The organism is Saccharothrix deserti, assembly GCF_009769385.1.
Lineage (GTDB): Bacteria > Actinomycetota > Actinomycetes > Mycobacteriales > Pseudonocardiaceae > Actinosynnema > Actinosynnema deserti.
This window is the reverse complement of sequence record NZ_ML775959.1, coordinates 365187-388671: the sequence shown is the minus strand read 5'-3', so window position 1 is coordinate 388671 and position 23485 is coordinate 365187. Positions and strand designations below refer to the sequence as shown.

Genomic DNA, 23485 nt, shown 5'->3' with positions numbered 1-23485 from the left:
GGGCAGCCGAGCCGTGGCACCGCGTTCACCCCCCGTCGCGGTGCCACGGCTCCACCCCGCTGCCACAACGCCACGATCACCGCAGTCGTCCGCCCCGCAACGGGCGGCCGACGTGAAGCCGGGCCGACGGCTGAGCGGCAAGACCCGTTCCGTGCTGCAAGCACTCGCCCAGCAGGACAGGTTCGTCACCGCAGGCGACCTGCACCTGCTGATGCGGCAGACGGGACACGCGATCGGCCTGATCACCGTCTACCGCGCCCTGCACGTACTGGAGCAGCACAAACTGGTCGACACGGTGATCGACGGGAAGGGGCGGCACCTGCACCGGCACTGCTCCCCGTCGCCGCACCAACACCTCATCTGCTCACGCTGTCACACGACGGTCGAACTCCCCGAGCCGTCGCCGCTCGTCGAATGGACTTCACCGGTGATTGAAGACCTCGGCTTCACCGACATCGTCATCAGGATCCGCGTCAACGGCTTGTGCCCCGGCTGCGCCGCCTGATCGACCCCAGTCGCTCTTCGTCGACCGAGCCGCCGCGGCGTCTGCGGGCTCGGGCTCCGGCAGCCGCCGACGTGCCCGATCCGCACCGGACCGCCGCGTGGTCGGCGGACGACGACGTGGCGACCGCCCTGGAACCACCTACCCCGAGGACAGCCTGACCGATGATGACCGACACCTCGGGCGCGAGCGGCTACGCCGTCAACGCCCAGTACTACGACCTGATCTTCCCCTCGGCACACCGCGACGCGATGCGCGCGGCACTCGGCGCGTTGCTGGGTGACGCTGCGCGCGTGGTGGAGATCGGCTCGGGCACCGGTTTGTTCACCGAGACCCTGCTGGCCGGTCTCCCCGCAGGCGGGGAGGTGTTCGCCGTCGAACCCGCGCCGGTCATGCGCGCCGCCCTCACCACCCGACTGGCGGCGCTGGGCGATCCCCCGGTCACGGTGCTGCCGGACGACGCGCTGACCGCCGAGGTCGACGGACCGGTGGACGCCGTGGTGATGCTGCACGTGCTCACCCACTTCTCCGCCGCCGACCGACAGGCCGTGTGGCGGCGCTGGGTGCCCCGACTGCGCACCGGCGGCCTGGTCGTCGTCGACGTCCAAGCGCCGCAGGAGCCGGTCGCGGTGCCGGCCACGGTGATGCCGGGGCGTGCGCTCGGGCGTCGTCGCTACGACACCGTCGCCGAGGCGGCGGTCGACGGTGACCGTCTGGTGTGGACGGTCACCTACCGCGTGCACGAAGGCGACCGGCTGGTCTCCGAGGAGTCGGTGTCCTTCCCCTCCTTCGTCGCCTCGGACGAGGTGTTGCACGCCGAGCTGCGCGAAGCGGGCTGCGAACCGGTGACGGACGCGCCGGCCGGCGTACTGGCCTGGCGCAGGCGTTAGAGGTCGAGCACGGCCCAGCGGCCACACCGGCCGTCGATGGACCCGGCGGTGCCGCGCCGGTTCAGTGCTCGTCGTAGTGCTCGGCGTGGACCGCGTGCCGGTGGCCGTCGTGGATGTAGTCGACGTGGTCGCCATGCGGAACCGCCACGTGACCACAGCCTTCACCGTGGGCGTGCACGTGCTCCGCGTGGGCGTCGTGCCCCGTCGGCTCGCATTCGTCGTAGTGGCCGTTGTGGTCGCGGTGCAGGTGACCGTCGTGGGCGTAGTCCACGTGGTCGACATGAGGCAGGGCGACGTGGCCGCAGCCCTCCCCGTGCACGTGGTCGTGTTCGGCGTGTTCGACGTGCGCTGCCGTCATAAAGGTTTCACCTCTCCGATGTTGGTCGGGAGCCGTTCCCGGCTGCCCCGAACGGCCGCGAACGGCGCGACCGAACGTCGGCAACATATTAGGACATGCGCATGAAACCTGCCAGCGAAGGACGGCGAGGCGACGCGTCGGTCGACCTCTACGACCGGTCGAGCACCTTCGCCGTGGACGTCGAGTCCTGGCTCGAACGTGACCCCGCCCAGCCGGCCGGCTGACGTCCCGTGCGGGGGTCATCGACGGCGGGGCCGGTCTCGGCGTCGGTGTCCAACGTGGCGCCGAGGAACAGTTGCCGGCTGAACACCTGGTGAGGCCGCTCGGCGGAAGAACCGATGGGTGCGCTCACGTCTGCGCACCCGCCACGAGCACGGCGGCGCCGTCGACGCGGTCGGCGGCGAGGTCGGTCAGCGCCCGGTCGGCCGCGTCGAGCGGGTAGGGCGTGGTGGTGACCTCCAGCCGGTGCGCGCCCGCGAAGCGCAGGAACTCCGCGGCGTCCTGCCGGGTGTTGGCCGTGACGCTGCGCAGCTGCCGCTCCTGGAACAGGTGCGTCCGGTAGACCAGCGGCGGGATGTCGGTGAGGTGGATGCCCGCGATCGACAGGGTGCCCCCGCGGTCCAGCGCTTCGAGCGCGGGCGGCACGAGCGCGCCGACCGGGGCGAACAGGATCGCCGAGTCCAGCGGCTCCGGTGGCGGGTCCGCGGCGTCGCCCGCCGACGCCGCGCCGAGTGCCATCGCGAGCTCACGGGCCCGCGCACTGCGGGTCATGACGTGCACGACGGCCCCGCGGGCCAGCGCGACCTGTGCCGCGAGGTGCGCGCTCGCCCCGAAGCCGTAGATGCCCAGCCGTCCGCCTTCGGGCAGTTCCGCCCGCCGCAACGCCCGGTACCCGATGATCCCGGCGCACAGCAGCGGGGCCGACTCGGCGTCGGAGTACCCGGCGGGCAGGCGGTGGGCGTAGTCGGCGGGGACCACGGTGAAGTCGGCGTAACCGCCGTCGGCGTCCCACCCGGTGTAGACCGAGTCGGGGCACAGGTTCTCGTCGCCACGCAGGCAGTACCGGCACTGCCGGCACGTACCGCGCAGCCAGGCGACACCCACCCGGTCGCCGATCGCGAACCGGTCGTCATCGGACCCGACGACCTCGCCGACGACCTCGTGGCCGGGCACGACCCCCGGACGGTGCACGGGCAGATCGCCTTCGGCGACGTGCAGATCGGTGCGGCAGACCCCGCAGACCAGCACCCTGAGCAGCAACTCCCCCGGCCCCGGCTCGGGAACCGGACTCCGCCGCATCACCAACGGCCCGCCCGCCATCGGGCCGGGCCGATCCACGTGCCACGCCCGCATCGTGCTCACGGGTCGATCGTCGCACCGATCCGGCCCACCGGCCGCTGAAGTGGCCGGGAGTCGACCCGCCCACCGCAGCACCGCAGATCGATGCGTGCGCCTACAGCCAGTGCCCGCAATGGTTCCAGACGCCGTGCGGATCGGGTTCGCCTCGCCCCTCCGTGTCGGTGCCGGCCCCTGGCACAGCAGTTCCTCCACTTTGTTCCGGGCCGAACAGCGCAGTCGGCGGTCGCGACTTGATCAGCGCCGGGTCGGGGCGGGCAGCAGGTTGACCCGCAGTGCGCGCAGGATCGTGCCCGGCTTGGCCAATTGCTGCGGGTGGGCGAGCATGGTGGTGATCCGGGCCAGCCGTTCGTTCGTGACGGCATCGGTCATCGACGCCTTGAACACCTGGCCGCTCAACCACCTGATCAGCTTGTAGCCACGCGGATAAGGGCCGTCCACGTGCGGTAGCTCCAGGTCCGCGAACGTCGAGACCTGCCACGCCGCGTCCACGACGACCGCCACCCGGTCGAAGTAGGCCTTCGCCGGTTCGTCCAGACGGGGCTCCGAGCGCAGGTACGTCGACAGGCACGACGCGTGCAGCGCCGCGGAGGTCATGCCCTGGCCGTACACCGGGTTGAACGACGCGATCGCGTCACCCGCCGCGACCAGCCCGGCCGGCAGCCGCTCCAACTCGTGGAAGTCCCGCCGCCTGCTGTCGGCCTGGTGGTAGGTGACGACGTCGCCGAGCATCCGCCCGCGTTCGGCGACGTCGCCGAACACGGCCGGGAAGTGGTTGCGGCACCGGGCGGTGTAGTCGGCCACGTCCCGGCCGGGACGGTCGTCGCCGTAGCCCGCGATGAGCATGATCCAGCGGTCGCCCTCGACCCGGAGCACGCCGCCGATCCGCGCGGGCCTCCCGTCGTCGGGACTGTACTGCGCGATCACGCTCCACAGGTCGCTGATCGCCTCGTCGTAGGCGAACATCGCGGTGGCGTAGTTGAGCTTGATCGGCATCCGGCGCATCGGCGGGCGTGGCCACCCGGCGCCCTCCAGCCAATCGCCCAGCCTGCTGGACCGGCCCATCGCGTCCACGACGAAGTCCGCGGTCGCGGTGACGGCCTCGGTCCCGCCTTCCGGCACGTACCTCGCCCCCACCACCCGTTCGCCGTCGAACACCAGACCGTCGGCCCGGCCGACGACGAGCCGGATGTTGTCCACCGCGAGGGTCCGGTGGCGCACCTTCGCCTCCAGGTACGGCCGGGTGCTGACCAACACCGGCCAGTCCTGCTCGAGCGGCGGCGCGAGCCGGACCTTCCCGTTCATGAAGAACCGGTCTCGCGACCCGTCCTCGGGCGCCACGGCGCCGCCCGCGATCGCCTCGTCGGCGAAACCGGGGAACCACCGCTCCAACTGCACCGCACCGGCCGGCAGCAGCGCGTGCACCTGACTGCCTTGCGGCACACCGACCCGCGGCCCGTCGTCCACGTCGGACCCGTCGCGCTCGATCACGAGCACCTCGTCGGCGTGGTCGCTGAGCACCCGCGCCGCCAACAGCCCCGCCATGCTCCCGCCGAGCACCACCGCCCGCCGCATGACCACCCGCGTCCCCGAAGGCGGTCCGGGCGTAGCGATCTCGTGGAAAAGCTGCGCCGACGACAACCGCACGTGGGGCCTCCTCGTGAACGCCCGGGAGGACGCAACGTCGTTCCGCCCTGAACCGAGCACACCAGATGGTCGTGCGGGGTGATCAGGGTGTCAAGGAGCGTCCAGGCAGCCGGTGTCCGCCTCCGATCTGCTTTGGCCGGCATTGACACGGCGGCCGGAAACCCCTCGTTCGCGACCAGTCCCGCTCGGACGTACTGCCGGGCCAGGGTCGCGCCGCCGATCACGCAGACCTTCCGGTCGCCGGCGGCCGTCTTGGCCTGGTCGAGAGCGGACTCGATTCCGTCGGTGACGAAGGTGAACGTCGTCGGTCCCTTCACGACCGTGTCCCGTCCGCGATCGGTCACCACGAAGCAAGGGCGCCGGAACGCGCCGTCCTCGCCCCACAGGTCCACTCCCACGTCGTACGTCCGCCGTCCGACCAGGTACGACCCGATCGACTCGGACGTCGCGGCGGCCTGCCGGTCCTGTTCGGTCGGCGCGGAGGCACCGTCGCCGAACATCCAGCCGTGCAGCCGGTGGCCCGCCTCGCCGAGCGGGAGAGCCTGCGACACGTCCCTCCCCGCGGCGAAGCCGTCCAGCGATACCGAGATGTCCAGGACGACGTCTCCCATGACCTTTCTCCTTGCGCGTCATCGGGCGGTGGGTCGGATGTTCTGGTTGAGGTGGAACACGTTGTCCGGGTCGTGGACGTCCTTGAGCGCGGTCAGTCGGGCGAGCTTGTCCGGCGGGTAGGCACGTCGGACACCCGCCGGGCCCTCGTCGGTGAGGGTGTTGACGTAGGCGCCGCAGGCGAACCGGTCGAGCGAGGCGCCGCACCGGCGTGCCGCGCCGATCCGGAGATCGTCCTGCGCCGGGTCGGTCCACGAGGCGGCGGCGACGAACTCGAACGCCGTGCCCCGTTGGCTGAACGCGGCCTCGCTGTCGGGCACGTCGGCGATGGCGCCGCCGTAGGCCTGGAGGCTGACCGAGGGGAGATGCGCACCGCGGCCGTCCGGCGTGCCGCGCAGCAGGAAGGCATCGATCGCGTCGTCGGTGAGCTCGCCGAGGTAGTGGCCCTTCCAATACCGCCGGCGTGCGTGCGCCGCGACGGCGTCGTCCATCCGCTGCAGTTCCAGGTACGACAGCTCCTCGACGCGCTCCACGACGGATTTCCGAGCGTGCGCAAGGAGGGGACCAGCCGCCTGCCCTCGTCCGGGTCGCCGACCCAGACGAAGCCGACGGTCGCTCCCGCGTCGGTGACCGACGCCATGAAGGTGGCCTGGCGAGGTGCGCCGGCGTTGAGATCGCGCCAGCCGCGCAGCGCCGTCACGGCGTCCTCGAAGCGGAAGTCCGCTATCAGGGCCCGGCTGCCGACCGGGTGCAACCGGAACTCGAACCCGGTCACGATCCCGAAGTTCCCGCCACCGCCGCGCAGGCCCCAGAACAGCTCCGGGTTCTCGGTCGCAGTGGCCCGCACCAGTTCCCCGTCGGCGGTGACCATCTCGTAGGCCGACACGTTGTCGCAGCTCAGGCCGAACTGCCGGGCGAGCCACCCCATCCCTCCGCCGAGCGTCAGGCCACCCACCCCGGTGTGCGACACGTTGCCCGCCGTCGTGGCCAGACCGTGCTCCTGCGCGGCCCGGTCGAGTGCGCCGAGCAGCGCGCCGCCCTGGACCCACGCGCGGTGCTCGACCAGCTCGCGTTCGCGGACTTCGTGTCCCGCGGTGAGTTCGACCGGCACCTGCGCCGGATGCGGCCCCACTACCGGCGCCTGCGTGACGTCCTCGTGGGCGCGTTGCGCGAGCGGCTGCCCGACCTGCGGCCGACCGGCGTGTCGGCGGGTCTGCACGTGATGACGGACCTGCCCGCCGACCTCGACGAGGCGGCCGTCGTCGAAGCCGCCGCGCGGCGGGGTCTCGGGGTGTACGGGCTCAGGCCGTACTGGACGGCCGGTGCGGGCGCCGGGGGTCTCGTGTTCGGGTACGGCGCACTGAGCGAGCAGGCCGTCACGGCGGGCGTCGACCTCCTCGCGGACACGATCGCCGAAGTCCGGACAAGATGAGTGACCGGTTGAGGGTGCTCGACCCCGACCAGCAGACACCCGTAGACGCGCATTCCATCTTACCATCGTCGTTTTTCCAGTGCTCACCCACATCCCAGGCGGGCAACCAGCGAAAATGGCGCGATCCCCACACACCCAGAAGTGGCATGCAATGTGGAATCACGCCTATTTGAAGGGCAATGGTAATGCTCCTAATGTTTTTCACGTAAAGGTTCTCCCGACTGGGTCAACCGCTGAATCCGGTCATCACCGAAACCATGATCATCGGTAACCGCGCGGGTCGCGGGGGCGACGCCGGTGTCGCGGGGGCCGGCGGGTACACCGGCTGGGCCGGCTACGGCGGTAGCGGTGGCGGACTCGGCGTGTTCTGCGTCGACGGGCGGTGCAGTCCCATCTTCCGGCGATGAACCTGCGGTGCCGGCCGAGCCGGGCGCCGGGAGTGACCGGGGAGATCTCCCGCCATCGCGAGCGATCCACCGGTCCGGACAGGGCGGCGAACCACAACCGGTCTGCCGGTTCGCAGCGGGCCGTGCCTGCCGGTTGCCGCCGAAGGACCGCGTTCTCGTGTCGCAGCACGAGAAACCCCGCATCCTTCGCCGCCTCGCCGCGGAACAGCACCGATGATGCGGACAGCGACGGCTGGGACCGCTCCCGGCCTCGCGGCGAACGCGGCGGTCGTCCACTCTCCCCCGACCACGCACCGCCCATAAGCCCAGGTGTCCCACCGTGCACGGCGTCGTCGGCGACGCGGAAGGCGCCGACGAGGCCGGTGGGATCACGTCGCGTTCACCCCGCGTTGCCGACCGGTGAACCACGTTGCCGACCAATGAAATCCGACACGTACGCAGACACCTTCCTGGCCTTACGCCCACATGTACCCGTAGCGTCTAGTGCTATCGGAGCAACGTGAGGTCCCATGTGGAGGATGTGTTGAAGTGCAGCGGCGGACCCGAAATCGTTTCGTGTTGTGCCCCTCGCGATCATGGGAGTCAAGTGGGAAACGTTCAGCCCGTGGGCACGCCGCAGCCGTGCGCTGTCGAGACGCGATCGGTGGACGGTGTCGCCGTGACACGGGTGACCGGTGACGTGGACATCGGCACCTGCGACCTCGTCCGCACGGAACTGGTCAACCAGCTCACGGAAAGACCGGACGGCCTGATCGCGGACCTGTCCGAGGTCACGCACTTCGACTCGATCGGCATCGCCATGCTGGTGGCCGTGAGCAGCCAGGCCGAGCAGGAAGAACTCACCTTCGCCATCGCCGCCGCCCGATGCCCCGTCCTGCGGCCGTTGCACGTCGCGGGCGCCGTCGGGTTCCTCACGCTGTTCCCGACACTGCCCGAGGCGCTGGCCTCCGTCCGCCCGGCCCCCGCGTAGCCGAGACGTCAACGCTCGCGCTGCTTGCGCGCGGTCGGCACGCCGTCAGCACTCACGGGCCCGCACTGCCCGTTCGCTCAGGACAGCACGAATACGATCACCCGCAGATGCTCTCAAGCGAGCGGCCCATCGCTCTGCCGGCGACGATGACTTCTCGACCGGCACAGGTCCGCTCTCGGTGCAGAACGCGCCGTACCAGCGGTGCACTTGTCGGTGTCAGTCGGCCGTGCCACCGGCGAACGGCATCGTCTGCCATTGGTCGATGGCCGGCTTCAGGTACTCCACCAACGAGGGCAGTTGCGGCACGAGCGTGAGGCAGGCGACGACCCGCAGCATCCCCACGGCGTTGACGAAGCTCAGGACGTCCTCGTTCAACGGCCTCATGCCGTTGCGCTGCGCGCCGCGGTTGTAGGCGGATTCGAGGACGGGCCCGAGAGCGGCCAGGTCCCACTCGACGGGGCCCAACGTGACCAGCTCGAAGTCGGAGTAGAGGTCCCTGTCCACCCCGGAGAAGACGTTCGCGGGCGGGGAGTCGCCGTGGATGGGCTGGAGGTCGATCCCCGGGAACGCTTTTTCGAACGCCGTGCGCGAGCGCACGAGAGGTTCCAGGACCTGCCACTCGCGGCGTGCGCGGTCCAGATCGGTCGGACCGATGAGGTCGGGGCTCTTTTCGAGCAGAGCAAGGCTTTCTGTGATGAACTGCGGTTCGGCCGCGGACAGGAACGACAGTGGACCCGGGTATGCGCGCATCGCGGCGTGCAGGTCGGCAACGATTTCGGAGTTCGCCACGTAGTCGGGCTCCTTGTCCCGGTCTTCCTCGACGAACTGCCAGAACGTCATCGAGAACCCGTCGCGCTGAACGGGTTCCCGTGGTACGAGAGGACTGGGAGGGATCACGGGGGTTCCCCGGTCAGCGAGCCACCGTGTCACGTCCAGTTCCGCCTGCTGGCGGCGCGCCTGGGAACCGAGGTCTGCGCAGTGCGGCAGGACGACGGGCGGCTGGGTTCCGGCCAGGCTGATCACACCACCACCGGCAGCGACCCCGCCCTCGCGGCGCGGTAACCCACGGGGCCGACCAACCCGTCCTCGCACCACAGGTCGGGCAGCTCCGGGTACCTCGTCCGGATCGAACAGCGCCCCCCGTCCTCCTCGACTCGGCGCATGAGCTCGTCCGGGATCGGGGTTGGCGAGGCGGCGGTTGCGGGTACGCGGTGTCGGCTCCCCACACCGCCTACATCGCCGGGTTGATCGAGCGCAAGCGCGTGGAACCGGACCAACCCGAATGCGTGGCATCGGGGCAGTGCGTCATGGCCGCCGCCGAGGTCTTCGACCAGCGCGAGGTCGTGCGCTTCGGGCGCTGGTGACACGACCGCGGAGTCACGTCGCCGCCGTGACGGCGGGTTTGGGTTTGCCGCGCGACACCGCGACGCCGACCAGGCACAGCACGCCGCCCGCCAACGCCACGAGACCAGGGACCTCGTCGAGCAGCGCCCACGACAACAGCACGACGATCGCCGGCACCAGGTACGTCGTGGCGCCGAGCTTCCCGGTGGTCATGTGGGAGAGCGCGTACGCCCACGTGTAGAACGCCAGCGCGGTCGGCAGCAACCCCAGGTACACCACCGAGATCGTGGCGCTCGCCGGTGCGTCGCGCAGGTCGCCGACGAGCTGTCCGCTGAACGGCAGGCACACGATCGCGCCGACCACGCAGCCGAACGTGGTGGCCTGCAGAGCGGACGCGTGGCGCAGAGCGGGCTTCTGCGCCACGACCCCGACCGCGTACCCGGCCGCCGCGACCAGGCAGAGCAGCGCACCCTGGGTCGTCGAGCCGCCGCCCCCGTCGGAGAGCCCGACCGCCGCGACGCCCGCGAACGCGATCGCGAGCCCGGCCAGCAGCCGTCCCGGGAAGCCCTCGCGGAGCAGCCAACCGGCCAGGAACGCCACCAGGATCGGGCCGACACCGACGATCAGCGCAGCCGTCCCGGCGTCCGCGTGCCGTTCGCCCCAGTTCAGCGCCACCATGTACAGCGCGAACCAGAACACCCCGGATCCGATGATCCCCGGCCAGGCCGCTTTCGGCGGCACCCCGACACCGCGCACCGCGGCGATCGCACCGAGCGCGATCGCGCCGACCAGCAACCGGCCCAGCGCCAGCGACCCCGGCTCGAAGTGCTCCCCCGCGTACCGGATACCGACGAACGCCGACGCCCACAGCACCATGGTGACCACGACCGCCGCGGCGGCCTTCCCGTTGACACCGCTCTGTTCCACCGGTTCAACCCCCGCCATCGCGCGGATGTCACGTCGTCGCAGCTTCCCGGTCGGCGTGCGGGGCAGTTCGGCAACGAAGACCACGTCTTCCGGAACCTTGTACCAGGTGAGGGCCGCCCGCGCGCCGGCGAGCAGTTCGGCGCGCACCTTCTCCGGTGACGCGTCGTCCTCCAACGCCACGAAGGCGCGCAGGGTCGTGACACCGGTCTCGCGCCGCGCCGAGCACACCGCGGCCTCGCGCACTTCGGGGTGCCGCATCAGCAGGTCCTCGGTCTCCGCCGGGTGCACGTTCTGGCCGCCGACGATCTCCACGTCGTCCAACCGGCCGTGCAGCCGTACGTACCCGTCCTCGTCCGCGGTGGCCGCGTCACCGGTGGCGTACCAGGAGTCCCCGGCCCGCAACGGCGGATCGCTGCCCCGCCCGACGCCCAGCGCGATCGACGGACCCGCCACCTCCAGCGCGCCCGGCACACCCGGCGGCACCTCCGCGCCCGCCTCGTCCACGATCCGCATCCGGTACGGCGGCAGGATTCGCCCGATCGTGTGGTCACGGCTGCGACCGATCGCGTTGGCCACCAACGCATGTCCGATCTCCGTCGTGCCGAAGATGTTCAGCAGCCGCTCGCCGAGCACCCGCCTCAGCCGTGCCTCCAGCGCGTCCGGCAGCACCTCGCCGGCGACCAGCGCCAGCCGGAGCCCGGACAGCAGCGCGTGATCGGGGTGGCGCAACAGCCGGGCGTAGAAGCTCGGCTGGCCGTAGAAGACCGTCACGCCATGGACCTTGATGATCCGCAGCGCGTCGTCCTCGGTCGCGCGTGCCCGCGACAGCACCGTCGTGCCGCCCCGGTGCAGCGGGAGGAACACGGAGTTGCCCAGCCCGTACGCGAAGTACATCCGCGACACCGAGAACGTGACGTCGTCCGGCGTGATGCCGACGACCGACCCGATGGCCTGCTCGAACACGCCGGGGTCACCGTGGGTGTGGAAGCACAGCTTCGGGTCGCCCGTGGTGCCGGACGTGAACACCGCGTACGCCGGGCTGTCGGGCGTGGTCGGGGCGTAGGGCGCGACACCGTCCGCCCGCAGGTCCTCCGGCGCGATCACGTCGGCGGGCCGACCGCCCGGGTCCTCCTCGCACACGATGGCGTCCGGCACCGCGATCTCGACCGCGCGGCGCAGTTCGTCCGGGTGCATGGTCGAGTTCACCGGCACCGCGACCGCGCCGATCCTCATCGCGCCGAGGAACGCCCACACCATGTCGATGCCGTCCGGCAGGACCAGCGCGATCCGGCTGCCCGCGCCGAGCCCTCGCGCGGTGTACGCGGCGGCGGCTCGGCCCGCGCCCTCGTAGACATCGGCGAACCGGTAGGTCTCGGCGCCGACGTGGTAGGCGGGCCGATCCAGCCAGCCGTTGTCGCGCGCGAGCGCCTCCAGCCGTTCGACCAGGTTCCCGATACCGATACAGCCCTGCTTCTCACCCAGGGTGCGATCGCTCACCGACATGATTCCCCCATTATCACGTCGAAACTGATCGGCCACGACTCCCCCGGTCGTCACCGTGGTCGAGATTGACGGCCCGTGACGCGGAATGTCAAGCACTATTGATCGACAGCTCCCGCGCAACTCCCTCCAGCCACAGCAAATGCGCAGGTCAGCACCCAGAATGTCACACTATTGAGCGAACATCCCCGGTCGTCGATGCGAATGTTTTTCCGGACCGCCCCGGTTGATCGACACGGCGGAGAATTCGGTTGTACCGACGGGAAAACCGCCGGACAAGTGGCATGTCCATACCTTCATCGCCCACAAGCCAGTCGCGTCGCCGAAGGGGAAGATCAAAGCACTGCCCGAGCACCGGGCCACGGTCGCGGCGACCTGGTCGCTGTCCATCGAACGCGCCTACCGGTCCAATCGGACCGGTTGGTCGTGTCGAGGCTGAAGCTGCTGACGCCGACGTAGCGAATCGTCAGATCCTCCTCGTGCTTCCAGCAGTTGTGGCGGAAGCCAAGTTGAAGCCAGCGTTCGCCGGCGGTTTCCCCGCGCAGCAGTGCGTCGGGCTTCAGGTCTTTCACGCACCGCTGGCTGTAGAAGTCATAGTGATCGGGATCGGTGGCGAATTCCCGTGCTCCAGGTGGGAGAGCGCCGGCCGAAGTCGGCAGCAGGTCGAGATAGGCGGTGGGGTCGAGGAAGTTGCCGGTCCCTGTGGCCTCCACGATGACGTGCTTCACGTGCTGTTCGACCGGCCCGGTCATGGCACCGCCCTACGGTGAGCACTCAGCGGCCATGGTGCGGTCTGAAGGGACAGCCTCGACACGCGTCAGCCTCGATCTCCGAGGGTGAGTTGGCGGTGGTGGAAGTCGAAGTGCTGCACGGGGAAGCGGTAGACGTCGGCCAGGGTCATGTAGTCCTGGAAGAACGGGTCCCAGCGGGTCGGGTAGTGCATGCCTCGGGCCAGGTCGGTGTCGGTTTCGCGGTCGAGTCGTCGGTGCAGTGCCGCCATCACGCGGTCGCACAGAGTGGCCATCTGGCGACGGCCGAGAGTCGTGCCACCCAGCCACGACCCGGCGTAGTTCACGATGTCGAACGGCTTGGTCCCCGCGTTGAGCAAGCGGGCGAACCCCCGGCTGATCCCGACGGGGAGTCGGTCGAACAGACGCACCAGGGTGAGCAGCGCACGGATGATGAGGAACCCGAGGAGCATGTGGAACAGCAGCTGCCGGTTGTTCCACAGCGTGCCGTCGGACTTGCGGCGCAGGTCGGCGTCGCTCGCCTGGTCGAGGAGCGCGTGGAACGTGGTTCGTGCCCGCTCCATGTCGTCGTGAACCGCCTGCTTGTCCACGCCCCCAGTGTGCGCCGCCGGCACACCGTCTTGCGCGCCCTTCGGCAGGTGCCGCGGCCCGGTGCGGTCAGGGCGAACGTCACGGGCGGCCGTGAGTTCCGGACTGCGACGGTCGGCCGACGGCGCGACAGTGGTGCGGTGAGTGCGGCGGATCCCGACAAGCGCCGGCTGACGCTGCCCGCCGGTCGGCCCGATGCGCGACGCGGGGCTTCGGCCTTGGTGGTCGGCTTCGACGACCAGGCGGCGAGCCTGGCCGCGTTGCGCACGGCGGCCGACCTGGCGCGTCGTCTCGACGCGGATCTGCACGTGGTGCACGGCATCGATGAGCGCGACCACCCGGTCGACCCCGATGCCGCCGTCGAGCTCTGGGACAGCCACGCGCGCAAGGCACTCGAACACCTGCACGCCCGGGTTCGGGAAACCCTGGCCGCGCACCCCGGAAAGTGGACCTACCACGCGTGGAACGGCGACCCGGTGAAGTTGCTGGTCACCGTTGCCGACGAGCAGGACGCCCTGATGATCGTGGTGGGGACGCACCGGCACCGGTCACTGAGTCGGATGATGCGCAGCTCGGTCAGCCGCAGCCTGCCGAGGGTCGCCCACCGACCCGTGCTGCTGGTCGCCGATCCCACGGGCAGCTGACCCGTCTCAGCCGATCATCGCCGCGGTGGTGTGGGCGAGCAGGGCGGCGCCGAGCCCGGCGACGACGCTGATGACGGCGTTCATCGCGGCGTAGGAGTAGGCCTTCTGCTCGGCCAGGCGCAGGGTTTCGTAGCTGAACGTGCTGTAGGTGGTCAGCGCTCCGCAGAACCCGGTGCCGAGGGGCACGGGTCTCTTGATCGAGCTTGCCGTGCGACTCCACCGAGAGGTCCTGCCAGTCGGCCCAGGTCTTGAGCCAGGCCGCGGCCGCGAAGCACAGCGCCGCCGCACCCGTAAGGCGATCGTCGACGCGGCGATCCGCCTGAGCGCCAACGAATCCACGCCGTCCATCGACGAGATCGCGGCCGCCGCCGACGTGTCACGCCGCACGATCTACATGCACTTCGCGACGCTGGACCAAATCTCGGCCCTGACCATCGTGGTCGGCTGGGAGGCGCAGATCGCCCTGCGGGACGTCCGCGGCCTCGACGACCCGCAGGCCGAGCAGGAGACCATCACCTGGGCCGCACGAGTCCTGGTAGAGGCAATGGTCAAGGAAAGCGAAACCGGACGTCGGGCCGACACCGACGGAGATCTCTGAGGCGCGGCGGCGGGAGCCGGTCACGATCCGGGTTACCCGGCCAGCCCGGAGAAGAACGCCCGGACGTCGGTGGTGAGGAGTTCGGGTTGTTCGAGGGCGGCGAAATGGCCGCCACGGTCGAACTCGGTCCACCGCGTGATGTTGGCGGCTCGTTCGGCCAGCGGACGGATGGGCAGCACCACGTCGTGGGGGAACACCGCGACACCCAGCGGGGTCTCCGACCATGCGGGGAGGCTCCTGGATCGGGCGAATTCGTAGTAGAAGCGGGCGGAGGAGGCGGCGGTGTTGGTCAGCCAGTACAAGGTCACGTTGGTCAGCAGGGCGTCGCGATCGACCGCGTCTTCGGGTCGCTCGCGGGAGTCGGTCCATTCCTTGAACTTCTCGGTGATCCAGGCGAGCTGACCGGCCGGCGAGTCGGCGAGGCCGAACGCCAGGGTCTGCGGCCGGGTGGACTGGATGGCCAGGCAGCCGCCGAAGTCGTGCTGGAACCGTTCGTAGAGCCCGAGGCGGGCCTTGTCCTGGTCGCTCAGGTCGTCCAGTTCGCCGGGGGCGCCGGTGGGATGTCGATCCGGAACGGACGGATCCCGGTGTCGGTGCCGTGGTTGTTGTTCGTCATGCCCCGATGACATCCCCTATTGCGGAAGGATTCCTTCCGCAATCCAGGGGTAACGTCCTCGATGTGATGACCGTCTCGGCCCGGCTGCTGCAGGTGCTGTCCCTGCTCCAGGCCCGCCCCTCGTGGACCGGGCAGGAGCTCGCCGAGCGGCTCGGGGTGAGCTCGCGCACCGTGCGCAGCGACATCGACAAGCTGCGCGAACTCGGCTACCCGGTGCACGCGCTGCCCGGCGTGGCCGGGGGCTACCGGCTCGCACCCGGAGCGAAGCTGCCCCCGCTACTGCTCGACGACGACGAGGCCACCGCGGTCGCGATCGGCCTGAACACCGCGACCGGTGGCGCGGTCGCCGGGATCGAGGAAGCGGCCACCCGGGCGCTGGCCAAGCTCGACCAGGTCCTGCCCTCCCGGCTGCGCCACCGGATCGACCTCCTCCGCACCTCCACCGTCACCCCGAGGCACGGCGGCCCGACCGTCGCCCCGGAGGTACTGACCGCGATCGCCGCGGCCTGCCGGGACCACCACCGGCTCCGCTTCGACTACCGCACCCACGACGGCACCGACCGGCACCGGGAGGTCGAGCCGCACCGGCTGGTGCACCTCGGCCGCAAGTGGTACCTCGTCGGCTGGGACCCCGACCGCGCCGACTGGCGCACCTTCCGCGTCGACCGGATGCGGCCGCGGACCCCCACCGGGCCGCGCTTCACACCCCGCGAGCCCCCTGGGCAGGACCTCACCGCCTACGTCGCCAAAGGCGTCGACGCCGCACTCACCCGCTACCGCGCCCAGGTGCTCGTGCACAAACCGGCCACCGAACTGGTGCAATGGCTGACCCCGGCCACAGCCGTCGAACCCGTCGACGACCACACCTGCCTGGTCCACGTCGGCGCGGAAACCCCACACATGCTCGCCGCACACATCCTCGTCATCGACGCCGACTTCGAAGTCGACGGCCCACCCGAACTGCTCGTCGCCCTCCGCACCATCGGCAACCGCTGCCACGCAACACAACAGCAGCGATGAAAGACGACCCGAAGCCTCACGACCACATCGTTGCCGGTCACCCGGCGACTCCGGTCCGAAGCCCATCACCAGCACTGGTGGCGTGTTCGGGTCTCAGCGACTTGTGACGGCCGGTGGTGCCCAGCGGCTCAGGAACGGGTCCGCCAGGGTGGTGAGCGGGCCGCAGAGTGTCTGGCCGTGACGGGCGAACAGCTCATCACGCGAGGGGAACCGCCCGAGGTCGGTGAGCACGGTCGCGGACAGGTCGCACGGCGACGGCACCCCCGGCGAGCAGGTCAGGCCGTCCCAGTCCACCGCGGTTCGCGCGACGGCGTCGAACAGCGTCTCGCCGCCCGCGTTGCTGAACCCGGACCCGCCAGAGGCCTCCATCTCCGACAGCGTCCCGAAGATCTCACCGACCGGGACCCACTCCCGTGCCACCCGGAACTCCGGCCACGCCAGGAGAACCCGCGCCGGCACGAGGAACGGCACCTGGCGGAACCGCGGATACCAGAACCGTCCGTCGACAACGATTCCCCGCACGCGCGTCGCGATCCCATGAGCGCGCGCGAGACCTTCGAGAACCGCCATCCGCTGGCTGCACGACCCCCGTCCCCGGCTGAGGGTGCGCGAAATCGGCTGCATGTCGTCCACCGCGTACACCGGTCGCACAGCGCTCGCGACGAGTTCGTGGGCCGTCCTCAACGTGGTGACGGGATCTCCGTCCCGGAACGGTGTCACCCGCTCCGCCAGCGAACGGACCAGTGGGTGGTCCCAGTCGAGAATCGGTGTCGGACCGACACCGCCGTCCACCGCCCCAGAGTCCTCCCCGGGCATGCGTCGACGCCACCAGGGAGTGACAAGTAAACAGGTCACCCCGTCACTGTCCCCCGAACCCGGATCACCGGCAAGCACCGCCGACCGCACGGGCCGAGCTCATCCTGCGGCACCTGCACGCCGTCATCACGACCCGCACGCCGTGGGACCTGGGCGTGTGTGTCGCTGTCTGTCACCTCACTATCTTGCCCACTGGGAAACGTCGTCACACGTCCCCGCAGGGGCGCGCACGGCGCTACCCGTGTCATTCACTGCGGGCGCTCGCGGTCGAGGTCGGGAAGGTGGACAGTGGGGGTGGCGGCGCAGGCTTGAGGAATTCCCATGCCCGCTCGATCGGAACTGACGCCGCCCGGTAGCGGAACCCGACATGTGCGTGGAGCAAGTGACTGATGCAAGGCGGCCGGTGGCCGACGACACGACCGGCTATCGCCCCGACCCGGACGAATTGGCGGTCCACTTGAGTGAGGTGGCGCAGACACTGCACCAGCAGCACAGCACCCAGGGCACTCTGGACGAGATCGTGCGGTCGGCGGTGGAGACCATTCCCGGCGCCCACGACGCGGCGATCACGACGGTCCTCGCCAAGCGCGAGGTGCGGACGGTGTCCATGAGCGGTGAGTTGTCCGCCAAGGTCGACCAAGCCCAGTACGACACCGGCCAGGGCCCGTGCCTGGACGCGCTCTACGAGCACAAGACCACCAGCATGCCCGACGTGAACCACGAGACGCGATGGCCGCGGTTCACCGAACGAGCGCGGCGGCTGGGGGTCTCCAGCATGCTGTCGTTCCAACTGTTCGTACGCGATGACGACCTCGGCGCGCTCAACCTCTACTCCCCGGACACCGAGGCGTTCGACGAGGAGTCCGAACACGTCGGGCTGCTGTTCGCCAGCCACGCCGCCGTCGCCCTGGCCGCCGCCCAACAACGCGAGCACCTCACCGAGGCGATGCGGACCCGCGACCTCATCGGACAGGCCAAAGGCATCCTGATGGAACGCCACAAGCTCACCGGCGACCAGGCGTTCACCCTGCTCGTACGGGCCAGCCAGCGCGCCAACATCAAGCTCCGGGACCTCGCCGACGAACTCGTGCACACCGGTCGGCTGGCGCGCTCCCCGGCAGGATCACGCGGTCGCGCGGCCGGCCTGTGAAGCCTGCTGGAGGAGACGGACGTTCACGCGCCGTTACGTGCCGTTCAGTGACCGAATCCCCCACCACGAGGCGCTCGACGCACATTGGTGAGGCATGGCGGTCATCACGGCTGTGTCGGCAGAGTCCGTTCCGCTTGAGGTGGACCGGGCCGCGCGAGTGTCGGTTGCCCGCGTGCCCCTCCGGTATGGGACGTCCGCCGGAGCGGTTGGCCGCCGTGGTACCGAGTGCGCCGTCAGCATGCCTACCAAGGACCTCGTAGTCGTCGTCACCGGGGCGTCCAGCGGTATCGGGCGGGCTACCGCGTTGGCGTTCGCCGACCGGTGCTGCGCTTTGGTGCCGGCGGATCGTCCGGACGTGCGGTCCAGGTTCAGCGTTCCCCGGGTGGGCGGACCACGTGCCGTCCTCCGGACTCGCCGGGCAGTTCGGCGTCTCCGGCCGCGTCGTGCCGGCGACCGGAGTGGGGGTGTCCGCTGCTCTCGTCCTTTTCAGAGGTCTCGGGATCGGGGTCGGGCTCGCCGATGTCGGGGCTGCCGGGGTGGCGGTCGGCGTCGCCACCGGGCGGCATGGGCATCCGTACGTGCTCGGTCTGGGCTTCGTCGTCACCAGGCATGGTCGCCAAACCTCCGAGTTCGCAACGGCGGTGTCGTGCTCCACCGGAGGCGTACCCGTCACGCAGGGCGGTGAACCGACGAAGGCGGGGCACCGTCCTGGTCCGAATCGCCCTCCGCGATCGGCAACAGGCGACGCCAACCCCACCTGGCGATGGCAGCTCCCGCCCTGCCCGCCCGGAGCTGACACAGACCCTGCTTCGCGTCGGCGGGTCAAATCCGCAGTCTGTGCATGTGCGCGACCAAGCGCTCCGGCTCCGCCTCGGGGGCGTCGCCTACGCGCCGTCGTGACGTTGGCGCACCAGGCGGGCGAGGGGTTCGGCGGCGCGGGCCGCCAGCGGTCCGGTGATCGCGAGGATGAGGACGTACGCGGCGGCGAGGGCCCCGAGGTCGGGGTGGACGTTGGCGGCGACCGCCAAGCCGGCGATGACGATGTTGAACTCGCCGCGCGGGATCAGCGCGGCGCCGGCGCGGGCACGGCCGATCGGGCCGATGCCGGCGCGCGAGGCGGCGATCCACCCGGTGGCGAGCTTGGTGAGGATGCCGGCGGCAGCGAGCAGAGCGGCGATCGCGGCGACCGGCGGGAGGTCGGCCGGGTTGGTGCTGAACCCGAAGAAGACGAAGAACACCGCGGCGAACAGGTCCCGCAGCGGGGTGATCAGCGTGTGGGCGGTGTGCGCGACGGGTCCGGACAGGACGACCCCCACCAAGAACGCGCCGACGGCCGCCGAGACCTGGAGGGACTGGGCGGCGCCGGCGACGAGCAGGGTCGTGCCGAACACCTTGAGCAACAACACCTCCTCGCTGGGGCTGTGCAGGAACGACTCCACCCGCCGCCCGAACCGCAGCGAGACGACCAGCACCACGGTCACGGCCACCGCGGCCACACCGAGGGTCGCGGCGGCGTCGAGTGGGCCGGTGCCGACCAGCAGTGCCGCGAGAATCGGCAGGTAGGCGATCATCGCGAGGTCTTCCAGGACCAGCAGCGACAGCACGACCGGGGTTTCGCGGTGCCCGATCCAGTCCAGATCACCGAGGAGCTTGGCGGTGATGCCCGACGAGGTGACGTAGGTGACGCCGCCGAGCACGACGGCGGCGATCGGCCCCCAGCCCAGCAGGAACCCGGCGGCCACGCCCGGTGCGGCGTTGAGCACGAGGTCGACCAGGCCGACCGGGGCGGACCGGCGCAGCGTGGTGACCAGTTCGGTGGTGGTGTACTCCAGGCCGAGGGTGAACAACAGCAGGATCACCCCGATCTCCGCGCCCGCGGAGATGAAGGCGTCGCTGGTGGCCAGCGGCACCAGCCCGCCCTGCCCGAACGCCAACCCGGCCAGCAGGTACAGCGGGATCGGGGAGAACCCGAACCGCACGGACACCGCGCCGAGCAGACCCAGCCCGAGGACGATCGCGCCGAGCTCGAACAGCAGCAACGCACTGCTGTGCACGGCGATCAGCCGTCGGTGAGGATCTCGGCGACCGCCGCCGTGCCGTCGGCGGTGCCCACCACCACAACGACGTCACCGCCGCGGAACCGGAAGTCCGGGCGCGGGCTGGCGATCACCTCCCCGTTGCGGACCACCGCGACGATCGAGGCTCCGGTGCGGCTACGCGCACCGGTGTCGCCCAGCGTCCGCCCGTCGTACGGCGACCCGGTGGTGATCGCGATCTGCTCCGAGGTCAGCCCCTCCGCCTGGCGGCTCAACTCGGCCAGCCGCTCCTCCACCCGGCTGGTCGCCAGCAGCTCGGCCATCCCGTCGGCCTCGTCGCGGCTCAGCGACACCGTCTCGGTGGCGGTATCCGGATCGGCCCGGTCGTAGATCACCACGTCACGGTGGCCGGACCGGTGCGAGATCACCGCTATCCGGCGCCCCCGCTCGCTGGTGAACGTGTGCCGCAACCCGATGCCCGGCAACGTGGTCCGCTCGACATCCACCCCGGAACTCCTCCCGGACCGAAGACCCATGACCACGGCACCGTAGCCACGCCACGCCGTCTTCCGCTGGTTGTAGGTCCCGGCAGACGACCGGCTGACCAGCACTCTCGGCGACTTCACCCGATCGAGTGGACCTCGGCACTGGATGTCGGCGATGACTCAGCTCTGCTTTCAGGCAACGGGGACGTCCAGCTCGGCGAGCAGGGCGCGGACGCGTCGTTCGATCTCGTCGCGCACCGGCCTGACGTCGGCCACGCTCTTGCCCGCCGGGTCGTCCAGGGTCCAGTCCCGGTAGCGCTTGCCGGGGTAGACGGGGCACGCGTCGCCGCAGCCCATGGTGATCACGACGTCGGCGGCGCGGACGATCTCCTCCGTCCACGGCTTGGGGAACTCGCCGGAGATGTCGATGCCACGCTCGGCCATCGCCTCCACCGCGGACGGGTTGATCTCGTAGCCCGGCTCGGAGCCGCCGGACCACGCCACGGCCGCGTCGCCGGCCAGGTGCTGGAAGAAACCGAGGGCCATCTGGCTGCGGCCGGCGTTGTGCACGCACAGGAACAGCACGGTCGGCTTGCCGTCCTGGTGGTGGCCCTCGACGCGAGCCAGGGCGTTCAGGCGCTGCCGGGCGAACCGCTCGGCCAGCAGCGGCAGGTAGTTCGGGATGGTGCTGTGCGCCGCGAACTGGTCGTAGCTGGAGTACAGGAACCGCTCGATCGTCTCCGCGCCGAACACCCCGTCGAACGCCTCGCGCAGCCGGACGGCGGCGGTGCGCAGGGCCAACTGCTGGTCCACGCTCAGGTCGTGGCGGCGGTACTCGCGTGTCTCAGCCATACTCGGCCTCCGAGTCGATCAGTCAGGGTTTATTGACTCAATAGTGGTTGAGCTTTACTGCGGAAGTCAACCCGCGCAGGCAAGTTGACGGAGCCGACCCGCTCAAGCATGATTGAGTCAATGACTACTGACTGGCCTTCCGACACGGTGGCCCGTGCCCGCGTGCACGCGGCCCTCGGCGAGCCCGCCCGGCTCGCCGTGGTGGACCTGCTCGTGCTCGGCGACGCCTCACCCGGCGAGGTCGGTCGCGCGCTCGGGCTGCCCAGCAACCTGCTCGCCCACCACGTGAAGCTGCTCGAACAGGCGGGCATCGTGGAGCGGTCCCGCTCCGAGGGCGACCACCGGCGCACCTACCTGCGGTTGCGCACCGCCGCGCTCACCGAACTGGTGCCCAGCGGATTGCGTGAGGCGCCGCGCGTGGTGTTCGTGTGCAGCCACAACTCGGCCCGCTCGCAGTTGGCCGCCGCCCTGTGGGAGCAGCGGAGCAACGTGCCGACGGCGAGCGCCGGCACCCGGCCCGCCGAGCGCGTGCACCCGCTGGCCGTCGCCACCGCCCGGACGCACGGGCTGTCGCTGACCCGTGCCCGCACCCACCACCTGGACGACGTGCTGCGCCCCGACGACCTCGTCGTCGCGGTGTGCGACAACGCCCACGAAGAGCTCACCGATCACACCGACCGGCTGCACTGGTCCGTGCCCGACCCCGCCGCCGTCGGGACCCGGGACGCCTTCGACGCCGCCTACCGCGACCTCGCCGACCGCGTCGAACGTCTCGTCCCCGCCGTCCGCCCCGCCTCCGAGGGATCCTGAATGACCCGCCCGCTGTCCCACCGGCTGCTGGCCGAATACCTCGGCAGCCTGATGCTCGCCGCCCTGGTGATCGGCTCCGGCATCGCCGCCCAACGCCTCTCCCCCGGCGACGTCGGCCTGCAACTGCTGGAGAACGCCGCCGCCACCGCCGTCGGCCTCTTCGCCATCATCCTGATCTTCGGCCCCGTCAGCGGCGCCCACTTCAACCCCGCCGTGTCGATCACCGACGCCGCGTTCGGCGGCCTGTCGTGGCGTGACGTGCCCGCGTACGCACTGGTCCAGGTGCTCGGCTGCGTCACCGGCGCAGTCCTCGCCAACACCATGTTCGAAGCGGCTCCGATCAGCATCAGCACCACCGGACGCGCCACCGTCGCCCACGGCGTCTCCGAGGTCGTGGCCACCGCGGGCCTGCTGCTGGTGATCTTCTCGCTGGTCCGGTCGGGCCGCGCCGCCCTCGCCCCGGCCGCCGTCGGCGCCTACATCGGCGCCGCGTACTTCTTCACCAGCTCCACCAGCTTCGCCAACCCGGCCATCACCATCGGCCGCGTGTTCAGCGACACCTTCGCCGGCATCGCACCCTTGTCCGTGCCGGTCTTCGTGCTGGCGCAGCTCGTCGGCGTCGCGGTGGCGATCCCGCTACTGCGCGTGCTCTACCCGAACCAGACCGTTGTCGAGGCGACCGCGGTACCCGTAACCGAAGGACGATCGCGTTGAACAGCAAGAAGCCCGAAGTCCTGTTCGTCTGCGTGCACAACGCCGGCCGTTCCCAGATGGCCGCCGCCCTCCTCCAGCACTACGCGATGGGCCGCGTCACCGTCCGCTCGGCCGGCTCCGCGCCCGCCGACAAGGTCAACCCGGCCGCCGCCGAGGCCCTGGCCGAACTGGGCCTGGACATCACCGCCGAAGTCCCGTCCAAGCTGACCACCGAGGACGTCGAGGCCTCCGACGTCGTCATCACCATGGGCTGCGGCGACACCTGCCCCGTCTTCCCCGGCAAGCGCTACCTCGACTGGGAACTCGAAGACCCGGCCGGCCAGGGCGTCGACGCCGTCCGCCCCATCCGCGACGACATCGACCGCCGCGTCCGCACCCTGCTCGCCGAACTCCTCGACGCACCCGCGTAGCCGCCGCCGAGTTGCCCACACCCACCACAACCCGCAGGTCGGGGTGCGGAGCCGG

General features: G+C 70.5%; 28 protein-coding genes and 3 pseudogenes. 12 read left to right on the top strand and 19 right to left on the bottom strand.

Annotation, left to right across the window (positions count from 1 at the left end; all coding sequences use genetic code 11):
• Both FM051_RS01455 and FM051_RS01450 read left to right on the top strand, forming a co-directional pair.
• The coding region (locus tag FM051_RS01455) for a Fur family transcriptional regulator (RefSeq protein WP_238412046.1) at positions 1–505 on the top strand (505 nt) is incomplete at its 5' end.
• Positions 506–666: 161 nt separating this feature from the next.
• On the top strand, positions 667–1392 hold the full coding sequence (locus tag FM051_RS01450) for a class I SAM-dependent methyltransferase (protein WP_158839758.1): 726 nt from the start codon (positions 667–669) through the stop codon (positions 1390–1392).
• A 61-nt stretch (positions 1393–1453) separates the two neighbouring features.
• Here FM051_RS01450 and FM051_RS01445 read toward each other — a convergent pair whose 3' ends face one another.
• The 6 genes and pseudogenes from FM051_RS01445 to FM051_RS51435 all read right to left on the bottom strand — a co-directional run bounded on the left by FM051_RS01445 (position 1454) and on the right by FM051_RS51435 (position 5895).
• Positions 1454–1750: a hypothetical protein gene (locus tag FM051_RS01445; RefSeq protein ID WP_158839756.1), complete on the bottom strand. Its 297-nt coding sequence runs from the start codon at positions 1748–1750 to the stop codon at positions 1454–1456.
• A 148-nt stretch (positions 1751–1898) separates the two neighbouring features.
• A complete protein-coding gene (locus FM051_RS01440) occupies positions 1899–2102 on the bottom strand; it encodes a hypothetical protein (protein WP_158839754.1) in 204 nt (67 codons plus the stop codon).
• Positions 2099–3103, bottom strand: coding sequence for a zinc-binding alcohol dehydrogenase family protein (locus tag FM051_RS01435; protein WP_158840064.1), 1005 nt, complete (start codon positions 3101–3103; stop codon positions 2099–2101). The genes FM051_RS01440 and FM051_RS01435 overlap by 4 nt, the downstream gene beginning before the upstream one ends.
• 240 nt (positions 3104–3343) lie before the next feature.
• Positions 3344–4753, bottom strand: a complete 1410-nt coding sequence (locus FM051_RS01430; protein WP_238412045.1) for an FAD-dependent oxidoreductase — start codon at positions 4751–4753, stop codon at positions 3344–3346.
• Positions 4754–4938: 185 nt separating this feature from the next.
• Positions 4939–5364, bottom strand: a pseudogene (locus tag FM051_RS53895) (dihydrofolate reductase family protein); the annotation flags it as partial.
• A gap of 18 nt (positions 5365–5382) precedes the next feature.
• On the bottom strand, positions 5383–5895 hold the full coding sequence (locus tag FM051_RS51435; RefSeq protein ID WP_238412044.1) for a BBE domain-containing protein: 513 nt from the start codon (positions 5893–5895) through the stop codon (positions 5383–5385).
• 15 nt (positions 5896–5910) lie between these two features.
• Between FM051_RS51435 and FM051_RS53620 the strand changes: the two genes are divergently transcribed.
• On the top strand, positions 5911–6240 hold the full coding sequence (locus FM051_RS53620; RefSeq protein WP_338019440.1) for a hypothetical protein: 330 nt from the start codon (positions 5911–5913) through the stop codon (positions 6238–6240).
• A 20-nt stretch (positions 6241–6260) separates the two neighbouring features.
• On the opposite strand, the pseudogene FM051_RS53615 reads toward FM051_RS53620, so the two are convergent.
• Positions 6261–6860, bottom strand: a pseudogene (locus FM051_RS53615) (FAD-binding protein); the annotation flags it as partial.
• A gap of 840 nt (positions 6861–7700) precedes the next feature.
• Between FM051_RS53615 and FM051_RS01415 the strand changes: the two are divergent.
• Positions 7701–8171, top strand: coding sequence for an STAS domain-containing protein (locus tag FM051_RS01415; protein ID WP_338019439.1), 471 nt, complete (start codon positions 7701–7703; stop codon positions 8169–8171).
• A 216-nt stretch (positions 8172–8387) separates the two neighbouring features.
• Here FM051_RS01415 and FM051_RS01410 read toward each other — a convergent pair whose 3' ends face one another.
• Positions 8388–9194 (bottom strand): phosphotransferase, encoded by an 807-nt coding sequence (locus FM051_RS01410; RefSeq protein ID WP_274383423.1) that lies wholly within the window; start codon positions 9192–9194, stop codon positions 8388–8390.
• Positions 9191–9334 carry a hypothetical protein gene (locus FM051_RS51420; RefSeq protein WP_238412042.1) on the bottom strand — a complete coding sequence of 48 codons (144 nt, stop codon included), beginning with the start codon at positions 9332–9334 and terminating at the stop codon, positions 9191–9193. Before FM051_RS51420 ends, FM051_RS01410 begins: the two co-directional genes overlap by 4 nt.
• A 48-nt stretch (positions 9335–9382) precedes the next feature.
• Here FM051_RS51420 and FM051_RS51415 point away from each other — a divergent pair, with 48 nt between their 5' ends.
• Complete coding sequence (locus FM051_RS51415) at positions 9383–9535, top strand: ferredoxin (RefSeq protein ID WP_162470674.1); 153 nt, start codon at positions 9383–9385, stop codon at positions 9533–9535.
• Between the two features lie 13 nt (positions 9536–9548).
• Here the strand turns inward: FM051_RS51415 and FM051_RS51410 are convergent, their stop codons facing one another.
• The 3 genes from FM051_RS51410 to FM051_RS01395 form a co-directional block, all read right to left on the bottom strand.
• A complete protein-coding gene (locus FM051_RS51410) occupies positions 9549–11939 on the bottom strand; it encodes an AMP-binding protein (RefSeq protein ID WP_238412041.1) in 2391 nt (796 codons plus the stop codon).
• 338 nt (positions 11940–12277) lie between these two features.
• Complete coding sequence (locus FM051_RS01400) at positions 12278–12694, bottom strand: hypothetical protein (RefSeq protein WP_158839746.1); 417 nt, start codon at positions 12692–12694, stop codon at positions 12278–12280.
• 65 nt (positions 12695–12759) lie between these two features.
• Positions 12760–13281: a DinB family protein gene (locus FM051_RS01395; protein WP_158839744.1), complete on the bottom strand. Its 522-nt coding sequence runs from the start codon at positions 13279–13281 to the stop codon at positions 12760–12762.
• A gap of 138 nt (positions 13282–13419) precedes the next feature.
• On the opposite strand from FM051_RS01395, the gene FM051_RS01390 reads away from it, so the two are divergent.
• On the top strand, positions 13420–13923 hold the full coding sequence (locus FM051_RS01390; RefSeq protein ID WP_158839742.1) for a universal stress protein: 504 nt from the start codon (positions 13420–13422) through the stop codon (positions 13921–13923).
• Between the two features lie 6 nt (positions 13924–13929).
• Here the strand turns inward: FM051_RS01390 and FM051_RS51405 are convergent.
• Positions 13930–14103 (bottom strand): annotated as a pseudogene (locus tag FM051_RS51405) (fluoride efflux transporter FluC); the annotation flags it as partial.
• A gap of 13 nt (positions 14104–14116) precedes the next feature.
• Between FM051_RS51405 and FM051_RS51400 the strand changes: the two are divergent.
• Positions 14117–14521 carry a TetR family transcriptional regulator gene (locus FM051_RS51400; protein WP_238412040.1) on the top strand — a complete coding sequence of 135 codons (405 nt, stop codon included), beginning with the start codon at positions 14117–14119 and terminating at the stop codon, positions 14519–14521.
• 32 nt (positions 14522–14553) lie between these two features.
• Here FM051_RS51400 and FM051_RS01375 read toward each other — a convergent pair whose 3' ends face one another.
• Entirely contained in the window at positions 14554–15150 is a 597-nt protein-coding gene (locus FM051_RS01375; RefSeq protein WP_158839736.1) for an alpha/beta fold hydrolase, read from the bottom strand.
• A gap of 50 nt (positions 15151–15200) precedes the next feature.
• On the opposite strand from FM051_RS01375, the gene FM051_RS01370 reads away from it, so the two are divergent.
• Entirely contained in the window at positions 15201–16157 is a 957-nt protein-coding gene (locus FM051_RS01370) for a helix-turn-helix transcriptional regulator (protein ID WP_158839734.1), read from the top strand.
• A gap of 93 nt (positions 16158–16250) precedes the next feature.
• On the opposite strand, the gene FM051_RS01365 is transcribed toward FM051_RS01370, so the two are convergent.
• Positions 16251–16973, bottom strand: a complete 723-nt coding sequence (locus FM051_RS01365; protein ID WP_158839733.1) for a transglutaminase domain-containing protein — start codon at positions 16971–16973, stop codon at positions 16251–16253.
• Between the two features lie 382 nt (positions 16974–17355).
• Between FM051_RS01365 and FM051_RS01360 the strand changes: the two genes are divergently transcribed.
• The gene (locus FM051_RS01360) at positions 17356–18123 is read left to right on the top strand and encodes a GAF and ANTAR domain-containing protein (RefSeq protein WP_202918620.1); all 768 of its coding nucleotides are present in this window, start codon (positions 17356–17358) and stop codon (positions 18121–18123) included.
• 368 nt (positions 18124–18491) lie between these two features.
• Here FM051_RS01360 and FM051_RS01355 read toward each other — a convergent pair whose 3' ends face one another.
• The 4 genes from FM051_RS01355 to FM051_RS01340 all read right to left on the bottom strand — a co-directional run bounded on the left by FM051_RS01355 (position 18492) and on the right by FM051_RS01340 (position 21496).
• The gene (locus FM051_RS01355) at positions 18492–18734 is read right to left on the bottom strand and encodes a hypothetical protein (protein WP_158839731.1); all 243 of its coding nucleotides are present in this window, start codon (positions 18732–18734) and stop codon (positions 18492–18494) included.
• A 273-nt stretch (positions 18735–19007) separates the two neighbouring features.
• On the bottom strand, positions 19008–20162 hold the full coding sequence (locus FM051_RS01350; protein WP_338019438.1) for a cation:proton antiporter: 1155 nt from the start codon (positions 20160–20162) through the stop codon (positions 19008–19010).
• Positions 20163–20182: 20 nt separating this feature from the next.
• Entirely contained in the window at positions 20183–20665 is a 483-nt protein-coding gene (locus FM051_RS01345) for a cation:proton antiporter regulatory subunit (protein ID WP_158839729.1), read from the bottom strand.
• Positions 20666–20836: 171 nt separating this feature from the next.
• The gene (locus FM051_RS01340; protein WP_158839728.1) at positions 20837–21496 is read right to left on the bottom strand and encodes an arsenate reductase ArsC; all 660 of its coding nucleotides are present in this window, start codon (positions 21494–21496) and stop codon (positions 20837–20839) included.
• Positions 21497–21616: 120 nt separating this feature from the next.
• Here FM051_RS01340 and FM051_RS01335 point away from each other — a divergent pair, with 120 nt between their 5' ends.
• From FM051_RS01335 to FM051_RS01325, 3 genes are read left to right on the top strand one after another with little or no spacing between them, the layout of a single operon-like run.
• Positions 21617–22306: an arsenate reductase/protein-tyrosine-phosphatase family protein gene (locus tag FM051_RS01335; RefSeq protein WP_158839726.1), complete on the top strand. Its 690-nt coding sequence runs from the start codon at positions 21617–21619 to the stop codon at positions 22304–22306.
• Positions 22307–23020: an aquaporin gene (locus FM051_RS01330; RefSeq protein WP_158839724.1), complete on the top strand. Its 714-nt coding sequence runs from the start codon at positions 22307–22309 to the stop codon at positions 23018–23020.
• A complete protein-coding gene (locus tag FM051_RS01325; protein ID WP_274383422.1) occupies positions 23017–23430 on the top strand; it encodes an arsenate-mycothiol transferase ArsC in 414 nt (137 codons plus the stop codon). Before FM051_RS01330 ends, FM051_RS01325 begins: the two co-directional genes overlap by 4 nt.
• The last annotated feature ends 55 nt before the right edge of the window (positions 23431–23485 follow it).

Excerpts from the sequence above, each read along its gene's own strand:
- FM051_RS01435 (WP_158840064.1), bottom strand. The coding sequence starts at position 3,103 with ATGCGGGCGTGGCACGTGGATCGGCCCGGCCCGATGGCGGGCGGGCCG.
- FM051_RS01365 (WP_158839733.1), bottom strand. The coding sequence starts at position 16,973 with ATGCCCGGGGAGGACTCTGGGGCGGTGGACGGCGGTGTCGGTCCGACA.
- FM051_RS01340 (WP_158839728.1), bottom strand. The coding sequence starts at position 21,496 with ATGGCTGAGACACGCGAGTACCGCCGCCACGACCTGAGCGTGGACCAG.
- FM051_RS01400 (WP_158839746.1), bottom strand. The coding sequence starts at position 12,694 with ATGACCGGGCCGGTCGAACAGCACGTGAAGCACGTCATCGTGGAGGCC.
- FM051_RS51420 (WP_238412042.1), bottom strand. The coding sequence starts at position 9,334 with ATGCGCCGAGTCGAGGAGGACGGGGGGCGCTGTTCGATCCGGACGAGG.
- FM051_RS01450 (WP_158839758.1), top strand. The coding sequence starts at position 667 with ATGATGACCGACACCTCGGGCGCGAGCGGCTACGCCGTCAACGCCCAG.
- FM051_RS01445 (WP_158839756.1), bottom strand. The coding sequence starts at position 1,750 with ATGACGGCAGCGCACGTCGAACACGCCGAACACGACCACGTGCACGGG.
- FM051_RS01335 (WP_158839726.1), top strand. The coding sequence starts at position 21,617 with ATGACTACTGACTGGCCTTCCGACACGGTGGCCCGTGCCCGCGTGCAC.
- FM051_RS01355 (WP_158839731.1), bottom strand. The coding sequence starts at position 18,734 with ATGCCTGGTGACGACGAAGCCCAGACCGAGCACGTACGGATGCCCATG.
- FM051_RS01330 (WP_158839724.1), top strand. The coding sequence starts at position 22,307 with ATGACCCGCCCGCTGTCCCACCGGCTGCTGGCCGAATACCTCGGCAGC.
- FM051_RS01375 (WP_158839736.1), bottom strand. The coding sequence starts at position 15,150 with ATGTCATCGGGGCATGACGAACAACAACCACGGCACCGACACCGGGAT.